The sequence below is a fragment of the Caulobacter sp. GW821-FHT10A06 genome, from assembly GCF_059415805.1.
On record NZ_JBWKNY010000002.1, the window covers coordinates 278,504 to 294,301 of the forward strand.

12 protein-coding genes and 1 tRNA gene are annotated in these 15,798 nt (G+C 67.7%); 8 read left to right on the top strand and 5 right to left on the bottom strand.

The genetic code is table 11. From position 1 onward, the window contains the following. Window positions 1–232: 232 nt before the first annotated feature. Window positions 233–307 (top strand) — tRNA-Asn (locus AC07NF_RS05245). Window positions 308–336: 29 nt separating this feature from the next. Here the strand turns inward: AC07NF_RS05245 and AC07NF_RS05250 are convergent. From AC07NF_RS05250 to AC07NF_RS05260, 3 genes are all read right to left on the bottom strand, one after another. Beyond that, the gene (locus AC07NF_RS05250) at window positions 337–2,499 is read right to left on the bottom strand and encodes an amylo-alpha-1,6-glucosidase (protein ID WP_494628407.1); all 2,163 of its coding nucleotides are present in this window, start codon (window positions 2,497–2,499) and stop codon (window positions 337–339) included. Between the two features lie 21 nt (window positions 2,500–2,520). Continuing rightward, window positions 2,521–3,594: a glycosyltransferase family 4 protein gene (locus tag AC07NF_RS05255; RefSeq protein ID WP_494628405.1), complete on the bottom strand. Its 1,074-nt coding sequence runs from the start codon at window positions 3,592–3,594 to the stop codon at window positions 2,521–2,523. Window positions 3,595–3,695: 101 nt separating this feature from the next. Continuing rightward, entirely contained in the window at window positions 3,696–3,875 is a 180-nt protein-coding gene (locus AC07NF_RS05260) for a hypothetical protein (protein ID WP_492810016.1), read from the bottom strand. Between the two features lie 295 nt (window positions 3,876–4,170). Here AC07NF_RS05260 and AC07NF_RS05265 point away from each other — a divergent pair, with 295 nt between their 5' ends. From AC07NF_RS05265 to AC07NF_RS05280, 4 genes are all read left to right on the top strand, one after another. Then, window positions 4,171–4,743 carry a protein-L-isoaspartate O-methyltransferase family protein gene (locus tag AC07NF_RS05265; protein WP_492810018.1) on the top strand — a complete coding sequence of 191 codons (573 nt, stop codon included), beginning with the start codon at window positions 4,171–4,173 and terminating at the stop codon, window positions 4,741–4,743. 133 nt (window positions 4,744–4,876) lie between these two features. Next, window positions 4,877–6,358, top strand: a complete 1,482-nt coding sequence (locus AC07NF_RS05270; RefSeq protein WP_494628402.1) for a TolC family outer membrane protein — start codon at window positions 4,877–4,879, stop codon at window positions 6,356–6,358. A gap of 131 nt (window positions 6,359–6,489) precedes the next feature. Next, window positions 6,490–7,026 (top strand): pole-organizing protein PopZ, encoded by a 537-nt coding sequence (popZ, locus tag AC07NF_RS05275; protein WP_494628400.1) that lies wholly within the window; start codon window positions 6,490–6,492, stop codon window positions 7,024–7,026. 124 nt (window positions 7,027–7,150) lie between these two features. Further along, the gene (locus AC07NF_RS05280) at window positions 7,151–9,871 is read left to right on the top strand and encodes a valine--tRNA ligase (protein WP_494628398.1); all 2,721 of its coding nucleotides are present in this window, start codon (window positions 7,151–7,153) and stop codon (window positions 9,869–9,871) included. Here the strand turns inward: AC07NF_RS05280 and AC07NF_RS05285 are convergent. Continuing rightward, the gene (locus tag AC07NF_RS05285; protein WP_494628396.1) at window positions 9,868–10,521 is read right to left on the bottom strand and encodes an HAD-IA family hydrolase; all 654 of its coding nucleotides are present in this window, start codon (window positions 10,519–10,521) and stop codon (window positions 9,868–9,870) included. The two genes, AC07NF_RS05280 and AC07NF_RS05285, sit on opposite strands and share 4 nt — an antisense overlap. 87 nt (window positions 10,522–10,608) lie before the next feature. Here AC07NF_RS05285 and AC07NF_RS05290 point away from each other — a divergent pair, with 87 nt between their 5' ends. The 3 genes from AC07NF_RS05290 to AC07NF_RS05300 all read left to right on the top strand — a co-directional run bounded on the left by AC07NF_RS05290 (window position 10,609) and on the right by AC07NF_RS05300 (window position 14,253). Next, complete coding sequence (locus AC07NF_RS05290) at window positions 10,609–12,012, top strand: serine hydrolase (protein ID WP_494628394.1); 1,404 nt, start codon at window positions 10,609–10,611, stop codon at window positions 12,010–12,012. A gap of 127 nt (window positions 12,013–12,139) precedes the next feature. Then, window positions 12,140–13,891 carry a class I adenylate-forming enzyme family protein gene (locus AC07NF_RS05295; RefSeq protein ID WP_494628392.1) on the top strand — a complete coding sequence of 584 codons (1,752 nt, stop codon included), beginning with the start codon at window positions 12,140–12,142 and terminating at the stop codon, window positions 13,889–13,891. A 5-nt stretch (window positions 13,892–13,896) separates the two neighbouring features. Next, window positions 13,897–14,253 (top strand): iron chaperone, encoded by a 357-nt coding sequence (locus AC07NF_RS05300; RefSeq protein WP_494628390.1) that lies wholly within the window; start codon window positions 13,897–13,899, stop codon window positions 14,251–14,253. Here AC07NF_RS05300 and AC07NF_RS05305 read toward each other — a convergent pair. Continuing rightward, a complete protein-coding gene (locus AC07NF_RS05305) occupies window positions 14,250–15,737 on the bottom strand; it encodes an amidase (RefSeq protein ID WP_494628388.1) in 1,488 nt (495 codons plus the stop codon). The genes AC07NF_RS05300 and AC07NF_RS05305 overlap by 4 nt on opposite strands. Window positions 15,738–15,798: the final 61 nt, after the last annotated feature.

A 15,798-nucleotide genomic window follows, 5' to 3' on the forward strand; every position in this document is an offset into this window, starting at 1 on the left:
CGGTAGCTCAGTGGTAGAGCAGCCGGCTGTTAACCGGCTGGTCGTAGGTTCGAATCCTACCCGCGGAGCCACTCTTCCTCTCGAGGAATTTCTCAGACTTTTTATGAGTTTGAACGCCCTCGCGGGCGCGCGTCCTCGCGCGTCGCGGCGTTTCGTCCAAGGCCGATGATCGCCGCTTGCATCGACTCGAGTCGGCGGCTATCATCCGGCCTCTTCTGAAAGAGCGACCTGTTCCGCGGTAGCTCAGTGGTAGAGCAGCCGGCTGTTAACCGGCTGGTCGTAGGTTCGAATCCTACCCGCGGAGCCACTCTTCCCCAGGCGGGGATTCCCTGAAAATTAGTCCCAGGACGGTCTCGACCGGATCGTCAGCGGCACGCCGCCATCGGCGTGGACCGAGATCTTGTCGCCCTGGCGTTCGAAGGTCAGGTCGACCGTCTCGTCGCCGACCCGGAAGCGATCGACGCGCAGGCGATCGATGCCGATGGGCAGGCGCGGGTCGACCAGCTCTATCTCGCCGCGATTGGCGTCGACGCTGATCCCCAAGCACGCCTGCAGCAGCATGAACACCGAGCCGGCGGCCCAGGCCTGGGGCAGGCAGGCGACCGGATAGGCTACGGGTGGCTCGCCGGGCGAGCGCGGGAAGCCGCAGAACAGCTCGGGCAGGCGCATGCCCATGCGGCTGGCGGTTTCGAACATGTCGGCCGTCAGCTTCACCACCCCGTCACGCTCGCCGTAGCGCGACAGGCCCATGACGCACAGCGCCGAGTCGTGGGGCCAGACCGAGCCGTTGTGATAGCTGATCGGGTTGAAGCGGGCTTCGCCCGTCGCCAGCGTCCGCAGGCCCCAGCCGGAGTTGAACGGCGAAGACAGCAGTTGGTCGGTGACCTTGCGGGCCCGTTCGGGCGTGGGCAGGCCGCAAAACAGCAGGTGGCCGGGGTTGGACGACAACGGCCGGCACAGCTGGCCCTGGCCGTCGACAGCGATGCCGTAGAAGCCGCGCTCCTCCATCCAGAAGAGCTGTTCGACCTTTTCGCGCAGCGTGGCGGCCTTCTGCTTCCAGATAGTCGCTTGGCCGATCTCGCCGCGACGCTCGGCCAGGCGAGCCATGCCGCGATAGGCGGCGAAAGCGTAGCCCTGCACCTCCACGAGGGCGATGGGGCCGGACGGATAGCGGCCGTCGGTGTGGAAGACGCTGTCCTCGCTGTCTTTCCAGCCCTGGTTGGACAGGCCACTGTCCTGGCCGCGGGCGTAGTCGATCAGGCCATCGCCGTCGCTGTCGCCGTCGTGCTCGATCCAGTGCATGGCGGCGGTCAGGGCTGGCCACAGCTCATCGATCAGCTTGTCGTCGCCGGTGCGCTGCTGGTAGGCGCCGGCCAGGGCCACGAACAGCGGCGTGGTGTCGACCCCGCCGTAATAGCGGCCAAACGGCACCTCGCCCATGGCCGGCATCTCGCCCTTGCGGGTCTCGTGCATGATCTTGCCAGGCGCGCTGTCGCGGAAGGTCGAGCGCTCATGGGCCTGGTGGGCCGCCAGGTAGCGCAGCACCCCCTTGGCCAGCGAGGGTTCGAACCACAGGATTTGCCAGGCGGTGATGATCGCGTCGCGCCCGAAGGCGGTCGAGAACCATGGGATGCCGGCATAGGGGTAGGGGCCGGTCTCCATCTTGGTGGTTAGCAAGGCCAGGTCCGAGCGGGACTTGCCCAGCCACTCGTTGAACAGCCGGCCCGAGCTGTTCAGCCGCGCCCCGTGCCGGCGGCGCGAACGCATGTCCCAGCGCGCGCGGGCGGCGGCGTCGCGGAAGCGCTCTCGGCTGGGCGTGTGGCCGTCGACGATGCCGATCTCGATATAGAGCTCGGTCTCGCCCTCGGCATGCAGCGAGAACATGAACTCGGCCTTGTGCGCGCTCAGGCGATAGGGCGCGTCCGAGAAGGTGATGAACGAGGCGCGCTCGACGCCATCCAGGCCGATGTAGCTGTACGCCACGCGGCGGCCGTCGACATGGGGCGGACCCTTCACGCCGCGCTTGGCGCGATGGCTGCCGCGCACCTCGAACATGTCGCGGAAGTCGGCGTCGAACTCGAGCGCCATCGGCAGCAGCACGGTGTCGCGACTGTAGTTGACGAAGCGCACGCGCTCATACAGCCGCTCGCCCCACAGGAAGCGCTTGCGCTCGATGTGCAGCACGCCGGGCGGCCCCATGCGCTCGCCCGGATAGGGCAGGGCCTGGTTGGTGCCGTTGCAGGTGAAGAACACGTTGTCGTGCGCCACGGCCGCTGACAGCAGCGACATGGGACGACCGCCCAACGTCATCCGGTAAAACGACAGGATGCGGGTGTCGTTGTGGAAGAGACCATCGCCCTGGCCGGCGATGTCGCCGAACTCGTCGGCGACGATGAAGGTGTCCTTGTCCTTCAGGGCATAGAGATTCTGTGGCGCGCGGACCTCCGCCGTCACACCGTAGTCGACGGGGGCGTCCAACGCCGGCGCCAGATTCTCCATGGCCCCTCCTAAAAGCTGTTTCTAAGCACTGGCGGCCAGGTCGACGAGGGATGGGTAGACGGCGGCGCCGTCGCACAGCTTTTCGTAAAGCGCGACGTAGCGTCGGGCCATCGCCTCGGACGAGAACCTTGTGTCGAAACGCCGACGTACGAGGTTCCGATCCAGAGCCGACGCACGAATGATGGCTTCGGCCGCCTGATCGTCATTGTCGACGATGAAGCCGGTCACGCCGTCGTCGATGACCTCCGGCACCGAGCCGCAGCGATAGGCGACGACGGGCGTGCCGCAGGCCATGGCCTCGATCATCACCAGGCCGAAGGGCTCGGGCCAGTCGATCGGGAAGAGCAGGGCGTCCGCCCCGCCCAGGAAGGCCGACTTCTGGTGGTCGCCGATCTCGCCGATGAATTCGATCAGCGGGTCGCCGTTGATCATCGGCTCGATCTTGTCCTCGAAATAGGCGCGGTCGGCGGCGTCGACCTTGGCGGCGATCTTGAGCTTCTTGCCCAGGCGCTTGGCCAGCATGATCGCGCGGTCGGGACGCTTCTCGGGCGAGATGCGGCCCAGGAAGGCCAGGTAGCCCTCGCTCTTTTCCGAGAAGGTGTAGAGCTCGGCATTCATGCCGTGATGGACGGTGCCGGCCCAGTTGGCGAAGGGCAGGGGGCGGCGCTGGTCGTCGCTGATCGAAACCAGCGGAAACTGCGGGTAGCGCTTGTAGACCGCCGGCAGGTCCTTGAGGTCCAGGCGACCATGCAGGGTGGTGATCGTGCGATCGGCCCGGTCGGCGAAGAACGGGAACTGCACCATGTCGGTGTGGAAGTGGACGACGTCGAACTGGTCGGCCAGGGCGCGGACCTCGGCGATCTGGGCCAGGTGGGCGGCCAGGTCGGACTTCAGCGGCGCGGGATCAAGGCGGATGGCCTGGTCGCGGACGGCGATGAGCTTGGCCTTGGTCTGAGCCTCGGCGCTGGCGAACAGCGTGACCTCATGGCCAAGGTCGACCAGGGCGTCCGTCAGGTGGGCGACGACGCGTTCTGTGCCGCCATACAGGCGCGGCGGGACGGCCTCGTAGAGAGGAGTGACCTGAGCGATCTTCATGGACGGACCTTGGGGACGGGAGGAACTGAAACGCGGCACTGGTCCGCGAGAAATCAGTTCCGTCGGTCGCGTTTGGTTCCGCCGATTGCCCTTTTACGGCCTTATTGGCCTTGGGTGCGTCGTTCCAGTTGTTCCTGGCGCTCGCGCTCCTGCCGCTGGTTGCGCTGGCGGCGGCGGTAACGGCCATAGAACTTGCGGGCCACGCCATCGAGACGGGGCAGGAAATAGATGACGATCAGGGCGCAGATCGCTCCCGCGATCACAACTGGCGCACTCAACATGGCAATTTCCCCACGAAGCCTACAGTTCCGGCTTCCTCCCCCGTTGGCGGCTTTGCCACCCACGGCTGCTTATTTACCATAGGTCGATCTTGATCAATCGATGTTCCGTGACAACGACCGTCACTACTTCTGATGACCGTCCTTTGGTCTTTTTCAGCATGCCGGGGGAAGTCGATGACGCTTTTAAGGCCGTCAGGGGGCGATAGGCGGGCGAGCGCGGCCTCGGATCGCATTGCGTTTCGGCCGGACGCGGACCTATAAGCCTGCTCGAAAGTCCAGTCCTTCGAGGGATTCCATGAGCACCGACTTCGCCGCCGCGCGGCTGAACATGGTCGAGAGCCAAATTCGCACCGCCGACGTCACCGACCTGCCGCTGCAGGACGCCTTGCGGGTGGTGGCGCGCGAAGCCGTCGTGCCGGCGTCGAAGGCCTATCTGGCCTACGCCGACGCCGACATCGAATACGCGCCGGGCCGCTGGCTGCTGCGTCCGCGTGAAGTGGGCAAGCTGCTGCAAGTCCTGAAGCCGCGCGAAGGCGAGAAGGCCCTGGCCATCGCCGCGCCGTACGCGGCCGCCGTGCTGGAAAAGATGGGCCTGGCGGTCACCCGCCTGGACGGCGACGACCTGAAGAGCGTCCCGGCCGGCTCGTACGACGTGATCATCTGCGAAGGCGCCGTGGCCGTGGCCCCGAAGGCCTGGCAGGACGCCCTGGCCGCCGGCGGTCGCCTGGGCGTGATCGAGCGCACCGGCCCGGTGGGTCGCGCGGCCATCTATCTGCGTGCGGAAGACGGCGTGGGCCATCGCCAGGCGTTCGACGCCTCGCCGCCGGTTCTGGCGGGCTTCGAGACGGAGACCGGGTTCAGCTTCTAGATCGCCGACCACCCCGGCCGCCTGCCGCAACGTCTGCGTGAAAAAAGCTTAACTGGCGACGTCTGGCGGTCCGACTTACACGCGATCATATTGTGCAGGGCGCGACCTTCGCGTGATTGGGGATAGAATCTTGATGTCGAACCGTCGACGGGCCGGATTGCTGGCCGCCGCTTGCAGCGCCGGCCTGATGGCCGGGGCGTTCTCCGCGGCTCACGCCGAGTCCCTGGCCGACGCCGCCGCCCTGGCGTATCAGACCAATCCGACGCTGCAGCAGCAGCGCGCCGTCCAGCGCGCGACCGACGAGAGCGTCGTCCGGGCCCGCACCGGCTTTCGCCCGACGGTCAACGCCACGGCCGGCCTGACCAACTCGCGCACCGACCTGGCGCACCCATCCACCACCCTGGTCGGCGGCGTGCTGGTCACCGGTTCGGACGTCAACAAGGTCGGGACCAGCAGCGCCCAGATCCAGCTGTCGCAGCCGCTCTTTACGGGCGGACAGGCGACCGCCAACCTGTCAGCCGCCGAGGCCGACGTGCTGGCCGGTCGCGAAGACCTGCGCCGCGTCGAGCAGAGCGTTCTGGCCAGCGTGGTCGCCGCCTATGTCGACGTGCGCCGCGGTCAGGAAACCCTGCGCATCGCCAACGAGAACGTCGCGGTGCTGACGCGCCAGCTCGACGAATCGAACGCCCGCTTCGAGGTCGGCGAAATCACCCGCACCGACGTCGCCCAGTCGCAGGCCCGCCTGGCCGCCGCCAAGGCCAGCCAGTCGTCGGCCCAGGGCAACCTGGCCATCGCCCGCGCCACCTACGCCCAGATCGTCGGCCAGAACCCGACCGACCTGGCGCCCGAGCCGTCGCTGGCCAGCGTGCTGCCGGCCTCGGTCGAGCAGGCCTTCGACGCCGCCGAGGGCAGCAATCCAGCCGTGCTGGCCGCCCGCTATGCCGAGCAGGCCGCTACGGCGCGCGTGGCCCTGGCCAAGTCCGCCTATCTGCCGACCGTTTCGGCCGGCGCCAGCCTGGGCTATGACGCCGCCGAGGCGAACGGCAACGGCAAGCAATTCGGCCAGTACGACCGGCAGATCGCCGGTTCGCTGACCGCCCGCGTGCCGCTGTTCACCGGCGGCCTGAACGCCTCGAACGTCCGCGCCGCCCGCGAGCGCGAGAACGCCGCCCGCGTGGCGGTTGACGGCGCCAAGCGTCAGGTCATCCAGCAAGTCTCGGCCGCCTGGAGCACCTTGTTGGCCACCCGCGCCAACCTGGGCTCCAACGAAGAGCAGGTGCGGGCGACCCGCATCGCCTTCGAAGGCGTGCGCCAGGAACAGCAGGTCGGCCTGCGCACCACGCTGGACGTGCTGAACGCCCAGCTGGAACTGTCGAACGCCGAACTGGCCCTGGTGACGGCTCGCCGCGACGAATACGTGGCCAGCACCTCGCTGCTGCAGGCCATGGGCCAACTGGACGTGACCAAGCTGGCCTCGGGCGCGACCGCCTACGATCCCAAGACCTCGTACGACCGCGTGACGCACAGCGCCGGCTGGGTGCCGTGGGAACCGGTGGTTCAGGCGATCGATAAAGTCGGTGCGCCCTCGACCAAGTCGCAGCCTGCCTCTAAGTAGGTTTCGCGCCCGCGTCGATTCCGCCCAGGCGCGGACTTACGCTTGCTTAACACGCGTAAGTCTGCACCATCGCGGCGAAGCGTGTCCTAGAGCGCGCAAGGATTCGTACCTCTTTACGACGGCCCCGCATCATGTCCGATCAGAGCTCTCAAGAACCGACGATGGAGGAGATCCTCGCCTCCATCCGACGCATCATCTCGGAGGATGACGCGCCGGCGGAGCCTGCGGCCGAGGCGGCTCCGCCTCCGCCGCCGGAGCCCGAGCCCGAGCCGGTCATTGAGGATGATATCCTCGAGCTGACCGACCCGATCGCGCCGGAGCCCGAGCCCGAGCCGCTGGAAACCGTCGGCGACATCGACGTCTATTCGCCGGAGCCCGAGCCGGAGCCGGTCTACACGCCGCCGCCGGCCGCGCCGTCGCCGGTCTTCGATCGTGATGAAGTGGCCGAGACCCTGGTCGGCGCCACCGCATCGTCGGCGGCCGCCAGCGCCTTCGGCAGCCTGAGCTCGGCTCTGCTGATGCCCAAGGACGCCCGCACCCTGGAAGACGTCATACGCGAGCTGCTGCGCCCGCTGCTGAAAGAGTGGCTGGACCAGAACCTGCCGCGCATCGTCGAGACCAAGGTCGAGGAAGAAGTGCAACGGATCGCCCGCGGTCGCGGCGTCTAAGCTTCTTCCAGCACCTGGAAAATCGAGGCGGTCGCTCCGGCGGCCGCCTTTTTTCGTTTCCAACCGTCAGAAAACCCAGGCCCGCCGGTTTCCCGACCGGGCCGCAGATGGCATATCCCCCGCCATGCTCGAAAAGACCTTCGATCCCAAATCCGTCGAACCCCGCCTGTACGCCGCCTGGGAGGCCTCCGGGGCCTTCAAGCCCAGCGAGGATCCGAACGCCGAGCCGTTCGTCATCGTGATCCCGCCGCCGAACGTGACGGGCAGCTTGCACATCGGCCACGCGCTGAACAACACGCTGCAGGACGTGCTGACCCGCTTCCACCGCATGCGCGGCAAGGCCGCCCTGTGGCTGCCGGGCACTGACCACGCGGGCATCGCTACCCAGATGGTGGTCGAGCGTCAGCTGGCCGCCGCCGGCAACATCGGCCGCCGCGACATGGGCCGGGAAGCCTTCGTCGACAAGGTCTGGGAATGGAAGGCCGAGAGCGGCGGGACCATCACCAACCAGCTGCGCCGCCTGGGCGCCTCGTGCGACTGGTCGCGTGAGCGCTTCACCCTTGATGAAGGCCTGTCAGCCGCCGTCCGCAAGGTGTTCGTCCAGCTCTACAAGCAGAACCTGCTTTATCGCGACAAGCGCCTGGTCAACTGGGACCCGCAGTTCCAGACCGCCATCTCCGACCTCGAGGTCGAGCAGAAGGAAGTCGACGGCGCCTATTGGCATTTCGCCTATCCGCTGGCCGACGGCGTGACCTACCAGCACCCGATCGCCTTCGATGACGACGGCAAGGCCACCGAGTTCGAGACCCGCGACTACATTGTTGTCGCGACGACGCGACCCGAGACCATGCTGGGCGACACCGGCGTCGCGGTTCACCCCGACGACGAGCGCTACAAGGGCCTGGTCGGCAAGTTCGTGACCCTGCCGATCGTCGGCCGTCGCATCCCGATCGTCGCCGATGACTATGCCGACCCGACCAAGGGCTCGGGCGCGGTGAAGATCACGCCGGCCCACGACTTCAACGACTTCGGCGTCGGCAAGCGCGCCGGGCTGGAGGCGATCAACATCCTGACGCCGGAAGCCAAGCTGAACGACAGCGTCCCGGCCGAATATGTCGGCAAGGACCGCTTCGTCGCGCGCAAGGAGATCGTCGCCCGCGCCGAGGAAGAGGGCTGGCTGAAGGAAATCGAGAAGACCAAGCACATGGTCCCGCACGGCGACCGTTCGGGCGTGGTCATCGAGCCCTTCCTGACCGACCAGTGGTACGTCGACGCCAAGACCCTGGCCCAGCCGGCCCTGAAGGCCGTCGAGACCGGCGAGACGGTCTTCGAGCCCAAGCACTGGGAAAAGACCTACTTCGAATGGCTGCGCAACATCGAGCCGTGGTGCGTCTCGCGCCAGCTGTGGTGGGGCCACCGCATCCCGGCCTGGTTCGGCCCGGACGGTTCGATCTTCGTCGAGGAGACGGAAGAAGAAGCCTATGCCGCCGCGCGCGCCCAGTTCGGCGCCGACGTCGAGCTGAAGCGTGACGAAGACGTCCTCGACACCTGGTTCAGCTCGGCCCTGTGGCCGTTCTCGACCCTCGGCTGGCCGGAAAAGACCCCGGACGTCGCGCGCTTCTATCCGACCAGCACCCTGGTCACCGGCTTCGACATCATCTTCTTCTGGGTCGCCCGGATGATGATGATGGGCATCCACTTCATGGGTGAGGCCCCGTTCAAGCAGGTGTTCATCAACGCCCTCGTCCGTGACGAGAAGGGCGCCAAGATGAGCAAGTCCAAGGGCAACGTGATGGATCCGCTGATCCTGATCGACGAGCTGGGCTGCGACGCGGTGCGCTTCACCATGACGGCGATGTCGGGCCAGGCGCGCGACATCAAGCTCAGCAAGCAGCGCATCGAGGGCTATCGCAACTTCGGCACCAAGCTGTGGAACGCCTCGCGCTTCGCCCAGATGAACGAGTGCGTGCGCGTCGAGGGCTTCGATCCCGCGACCGTGCAGCAGCCGATCAACAAATGGATCCGCGGCGAGACGGTCAAGACCGTGGCCGAGGTCACCAAGGCCCTGGAAGGCCCGGCGTTCGACGAGGCCGCCGGCGCGCTCTACCGCTTTGTCTGGAACGTGTTCTGCGACTGGTACCTGGAGCTGGCCAAGCCGGTCCTGAACGGCGATGACGCGGCGGCCAAGGCCGAGACCCGCGCCACCGCCGCCTGGGCGCTGGACGTGATCCTCAAGCTCCTGCACCCGGTGATGCCGTTCATCACCGAGGAGCTGTGGGAGAAGACCGCCGAGTTCGGCCCGGCTCGCGACAGCATGCTGATCTCGGCCCAGTGGCCGGACCTGCCGGAAAGCTGGATCGACGCGGAAGCCGAGGCCGAGATCGGCTGGCTGGTCGGCACGGTCGGCGAGATCCGCTCGATCCGCGCCGAGATGAACGTGCCGCCGTCGGCCAAGCCGGCGCTGACCGTCGTCGGCGCTGGCGCGGAGACCAAGGCCCGCCTGGCGCGTCACCGCGACCTGCTGCTGACCCTGGCGCGCCTTGACGGCGCCCGTGAAGCCGATGCGGCCCCGGCTGGCTCCGTCCCGATCGTGATGGGCGAGGCCACCGGCGCGCTCGGCATCGCCGACTTCATCGACCTGGCTGCCGAGAAGACTCGCCTGACCAAGGAAATCGCCGGCCACGTCGGCGAGATCGAGAAGGTCGGCAAGAAGCTCGGCAACCCGGACTTCCTGGCCCGCGCCAAGGAAGAGGTCATCGAGGAAAACCGCGAACGCCTCGCCGACGCCGAAGCCGCCAAGGCCAAGCTCGAGGCGGCCCTGAGCCGTCTGGAGTCGGTGGGCTAGAAGCTCAGCACGCCCTCGGGCGTAGCTTTGAGAAGACCATAGCTGGAGACGCCCGGATGCGGCGTCTCCAGCGGATGGCTATGCGTGGCGGTGATCACCACCACCTTGGCTCCCGCCGCCTCGCCGGCCGCGATGCCCGCTGGGGCATCCTCGAACACCAGGCAATCCTCGATCCTGTGACCCAGGCGCTGGGCCGCCAGCAGGAAGCAATCCGGCGCGGGCTTGCCGCGCTCGACGTCCTCGGCCGTGACCAGCACGGCGGGGATGGGCAGGCCGGCCGCCGCCAGCCGCACCTTGGCCAGCTCGCGCGGGGCCGAGGTGACGACCGCCCAGCGGTCGGCGGGCAGGGCGTTCAGGAAGGCGGCCGCGCCCTCGATGGCGTCAATCCCGTCGGTGTCGGCGATTTCGGCCTGCATCAGCCATTGGACCTCGGCGTCCTCGTCGACATCGGGGATGTTGAAGCTGCGCACCGTCTCGACCGCCCGGCGGCCGTGGATGCTTTTGCACACCGCCTCGACGTCCAGGCCGTGTTTCCGAGCCCAGGTCCCCCAGACCCGCTCGCTGGCGACGATCGAGGTCAGGACCGTGCCGTCCATGTCGAACAGGAAGGCGGCGAACTCGCGATCGGGGAACAGCAGGGACTGGGACAACGCTACGCTCCGGTTCATGACCAAGGATTAACTGGGCCGGGACAGGCCAGGCTGTTCTCTTGCCGCCCTCGACGAGGGAGTGCGGCGATGAGAGTTCTGAGTCTGGGATTGCTTATACTGGGCTTGGCTGCCGGAAGCGTCCAGGCCGCGCCGGACCCGGTCGAACGGGCCGATGCGATCGTCCGCCGGGCCATGGCCGAGCAGCACATCCCCGGCCTCCAGATCGCCGTCGTCAAGGACGGCAAGATCGTCATGTCCCGCGCTTATGGCGTCGCCGACCTGACCAAGCAGACGCCGGTGACGCCCGGAACCGTCTTCCCGATCAACTCGATCACCAAGGCCTTCACCGGCGTGGCCGCCATGCGTGAAGTCGAGGCCGGGCGGCTGGACCTGGCCAAGCCGATCGGCGGCTATGTCACGGACCTGCCGGAGGCCTGGCGCGGGATCGAGGTGCGGCGTCTGCTGAGCCACACTTCCGGCCTGCCGGATTTCAAGGACGACGACGGTGACGGCGACGCCGCCTGGACGGCCACCCTGGCCAAGCCGATCCGTTTCCAGCCCGGCCAGCGGTTCGAGTACAACCAGACCAACTACGCCCTGGTGCAGATGGCCATCAACGGCCTGCGCGGGCGCCCGCGCGACGCGACCCTGGCCGGCGAGCAGTTCAGCCTGGCAGGCATGGCCCACAGCGGCTTCGGGGACACCCGCGACCAGGACCCGAACAAGGTGACCTCCTACGGCTATCGGAAGGCCGCGCCCGACCAGCCGACCGTGCGCACCGAGATATTCTCGCCGCTGCACCGCGCCGCGGCGGGCATGAACAGCACCGCCGGCGACATGGCCAAATGGCTGATCGCCCTGCAGGACGGCAAGCTGCTGAAGCCGGCCGCCCGCGCGACCATGTGGACCCCTGTCGCCTTCAACGATGGCAAGAAGGGCCAGTGGGGCATGGGCTGGCTGGTCATGGACCGGCCGACGCACCGCGCCGTGGCCATGACAGGCGGCAGTCGCTCGGCCATGTACCTCTATCCGGACGACAAGGTTGGCGTGGTCATCCTGACCAACCTGGCCGGCTCGACGCCCGAGGACCTGGTCGACGAGATCGCCCAGGGCTTCATCCCTGGCATGACCCTGACCGGCGTCGCCGCGTTGCGCGAAGCGCTGACGGGGCAGGAAAGGGCGGACCCAGCCGCGACCGTCGCCGCTTTCCGCAAGGCCAACCCCGGCTTCGCCGCCGACGAGCACGAGCTGAACGACTGGGGTTATCGCCTGATGGGCTTCGGCAAGCCGCGCTCGGCCCTGGCGGTGCTGAAGCTGACCGCCGACCTCAACCCGACCAGCGGCAACGCCTTCGACAGCCTGGGTGAGGCCTATGCGGCCAATGGCGACACGGCCTCGGCGATCGTCGCCTATGACAAGGCCCTGGCGCTGGATCCCGCCAACAAGAACGCGGCCCAATGGCTGCAGAAGCTGAAAAAGTCGCCCGGCTAGGGTTGTAACTTATCAATGTTCTCCTAGCGTCAAACGGACGTTTGCATCCCGCTTCCGGCTGTGCTCTCTGGTCGTCGAACGCGCTCGATCAAACAGGGCGCGACACCGATACCGAGGGAGTTTCCGTATGACCCAGGCCGCCTCCAAGCCCGCGCCGTGGCCCGCGATGTCCGTCCAGCAGGCCTATGCGCTGATCACCGCGCCCGGCACGCCCGGCGAGATGGAGGAGGTGGAGATCCGGGGCGTGAAGACCCGGACCTGGAAGAACGCTCCCCCCACGCTGCGCGACACCGTCGCCTTCGGCCGTTCGCACGGCGAGAAGATCTTCCTGGTTCACGAGGACGAGCGGGTCAGCTTCGAGGCCTTCTACCGCGCCGTGACCCACATGGCCGCCGAGCTGGAAGCGGCTGGCGTCCAGAAGGGCGACCGCGTCGCGATCGTCATGCGCAACTTGCCCGAATGGCCGGTGGCCTTCTATGGCGCGCTGTCGCTGGGCGCGATCGTCACGCCGCTGAACGCCTGGTGGACCGGCGCGGAACTGGAGTACGGCCTGGTCGATTCCGGGGCCAAGGTCGCCATCGTCGACGTCGAGCGCTTCGAGCGCCTGGCCGAACACTTCGACCACTGCCCGGCGCTGGAGCGCGTCTATGTCAGCCGCTCGAAGGAAGAGATCGCCCACCCCTACGTGAAGCGCCTGGAGAAGGCGATCGGCTGCCCCAACGACTGGATCAAGCTGGACGAGAAGCCGCTGCCGACGGTGGCCATCGCCCCCGATGACGACGCGACGATCTTCTACACCTCGGGCACCACGGGTAAGCCCAAGGGCGCCATCGGCACCCATCGCAACGTCAACAGCAACATCTTCGCCGCCGCCGCCGCCGGGGCGCGCAGCTTTCTGCGTCGGGGCGAGGCGCCGCCCCAGCCCGATCCCAGCCTGCCTCAGAAGGGCTCGCTGATCTCGGTGCCGTTCTTCCACGCCACGGGCTGTTTCGCGGTCTTGAACCCCTCGCTGTTCGGCGGCGCCAAGCTGGCCATGATCCGCAAGTGGGATCCCGACAAGGCCATGCAGCTGATCCAGGACGAGCGCCTGACCCAGATGGGCGGCGTCCCGACCATTGCTTGGCAGATCATCGAGCATCCCAACCGCGAGAAGTACGACCTCTCCTCGATCGAAGCCGTGGCCTATGGCGGCGCGCCGTCGGCGCCGGAGCTGGTGCGCAAGATCAAAGAAATCTGGCCCAAGGCCTCGCCGGGCAACGGCTGGGGCATGACCGAGACCTCGGCCACGGCGACGTCCAATTCGGCCGAGGACTATGAGAACCGTCCCGACTCTTGCGGCCCGGCCGTGCCGGTGACGGACCTCAAGATCATGACCGTCGAGGCCCCGTACCGCGAGCTGCCGATCGGCGACGTCGGTGAGCTGTGGTGCAAAGGCCCGCAGGTGGTGCGCGGCTACTGGAACAAGCCCGAGGCCAGCGCCGACACCTTCGTCGACGGCTGGGTGCGCACCGGCGACCTGGCGCGCCTGGACGCCGAGGGCTTCTGCTTCATCATCGACCGCGCCAAGGACATGCTGATCCGCGGCGGCGAGAACATCTACTGCATCGAGGTCGAGAACTGCCTCTACGACCACCCGGCGGTGATGGACGCGGCCCTGGTCGGCATCCCGCACAAGACCCTGGGCGAAGAGCCGGCGGCGGTCGTGACCCTGAAGCCTGGCGCGGAGGCCACCGAGGCCGAGCTGCGGGCCTTCGTCGCCGACCGCCTGGCGGCTTTCAAGGTGCCGGTGAAGGTGGTGTTCTGGCCCGAGACCTTGCCGCGCAACGCCAATGGCAAGATCATGAAGAACGAACTCAAGAAGGTGTTCGTCGAGGGGTAACTCCGATGGTCCAGTCGAAGGCGGCGACGGTCGATGACTTCATGGAAGAGGTCGCGCCGGAGCGCCGCCCGGCGCTGGACCAGCTGAGAGCGCTCTGTCTCCAGACCTTCGGGGCCGAGCACGAGCTGATGGCCTTCGGCATGCCGGCCTACGGCCCGCCGAAGCTGCCGTGGATCGCCTTCAACAGCCAGAAGCAACACATCGCCTTCTATGTCGGCCAGACCGCCATGGACGCCTTCGACGCGCGCTTGGCGGGTATCGATCACGGCAAGGGCTGCATCCGCTGGCGCAGGCCCGACAGGATGGACTTCGCGCTGATCGCGGACATGCTTGAGCATGTCCGCGACCGCACGCAGACTTAGAGGCCGACCGGCGGCTTGCGGTGCGCCCAGGGCTGGGCGGCTTCAAGCTGGTAGGCCAGCTGGAACAGCAGCGCCTCGCCGCCCGCACGGCCGGCGATCTGGACGCCCACCGGCAGGCTGTCGGCGGTCCAGTGCAGCGGCACGCTCATTGACGGCGCGCCGGCGACGTTGTGCAGCGGGGTGTAGCCGACGTAGGTCAGCAGCCGCGCCTGCAGCTCTTGGAACGGAACCCAGCCGGCGACATAACCCAACTCGACCGGCGGCTTGCCCAGCACCGGCGACAGGATGACGTCGTACTTGGTCAGCCAGGCGTCATAGGCTCTGGTGTCGGCGTTCAGGCGCTCGATGGCGGCGGGCAGGGCGCCTGGCGGCAGCTGCCCGACCAGCTCGGCCATGCCTAGGCTGAACGGCTCCAGCACATTGGCGTCGGGCTTGCGGCCCATGGCCTTGCCGACTCCGGCGACCAGCTCGGCCGCGCCGCTGGCCCACAGCACGGTGAAGTCCTGGCCGAACTGGGCGCCGTTCATGGGCCAGGTCGTGGGCTCGACCTTGTGGCCCAGGCTTTCCAGCAGCTTGGCGGCGTTGTTGACGGCGGCCTGCACTTCGGGATCGGGCGTCACGCCGGTGCCGGTCTGCATGACCAGGCCGATCTTCAGCTTCTTCTTGAGCGGTTCGGTGACGACGCCCACCGGCTTGAACACCTGATCAGCGCCGGTGCGCTCGGTGGCGGCGAACAGGGCGGCGGAGTCGCGGACGCTATGGCTCAGGGCGTGCGAGACCGAGATGTCGAGGCCACGCGTGCTGGGACGGCCTTGCAGCATGCGGCCGCGCGAGGGTTTCAGGCCGAACAGGCCGCAGTTGCTGGCCGGAATACGGATCGAGCCGCCGCCGTCGCTGGCGTGGGCGATCGGCACCATGCCCGACGCCACGGCCGCCGCCGCGCCGCCGGAGGAGCCGCCCGACGAGCGCGCCGTGTTCCAGGGATTGCGGGTGGGCTGGAAGCCCATCGGCTCGGTGGTCGGCAGGAAGCCGTATTCCGGCGTCGCCGACTTGCCGATCACCACGAAGCCGGCGGCGTCGAAGGCGTCGACATACTGGGTCTGGGTGGTCTCGGGCGGGCTGCGCAGGCCGCTGCGCGAGCCGTTGCGGGTGGGCAGGCCCTTGTAGGGGTCCAGGTCCTTGACCATGAACGGCACCCCCGCGAACGGACCCGACAGCTGGCCGGCCTTGGCCTTGTCCAGGGCGCGGTCGAAGTCGGAGGTGACGATCGCGCCGACCTGCGGCTGCAGGGCCTCGGCCTTGCGGATGGCGTCCTCGACCACCTCGGCGGCGCTGACCTCCTTGCGACGGATGCGGCCGGCCAGTTCGGTGGCGTCGGGAGTCCAGGGCGCGGGTGCGGACATGGTCTTGGGCTTTGCCTCCACTGAGGATGCGGCCGCCACGGCGGCGGAAGCGGCCATCAGGCCACGACGAGTGAATCGCATCGGTTGTTTCCCCCTCCTGAGCGTGGCGTCGCCACGCTCAGACCTAAAAGTATTTTGGCCG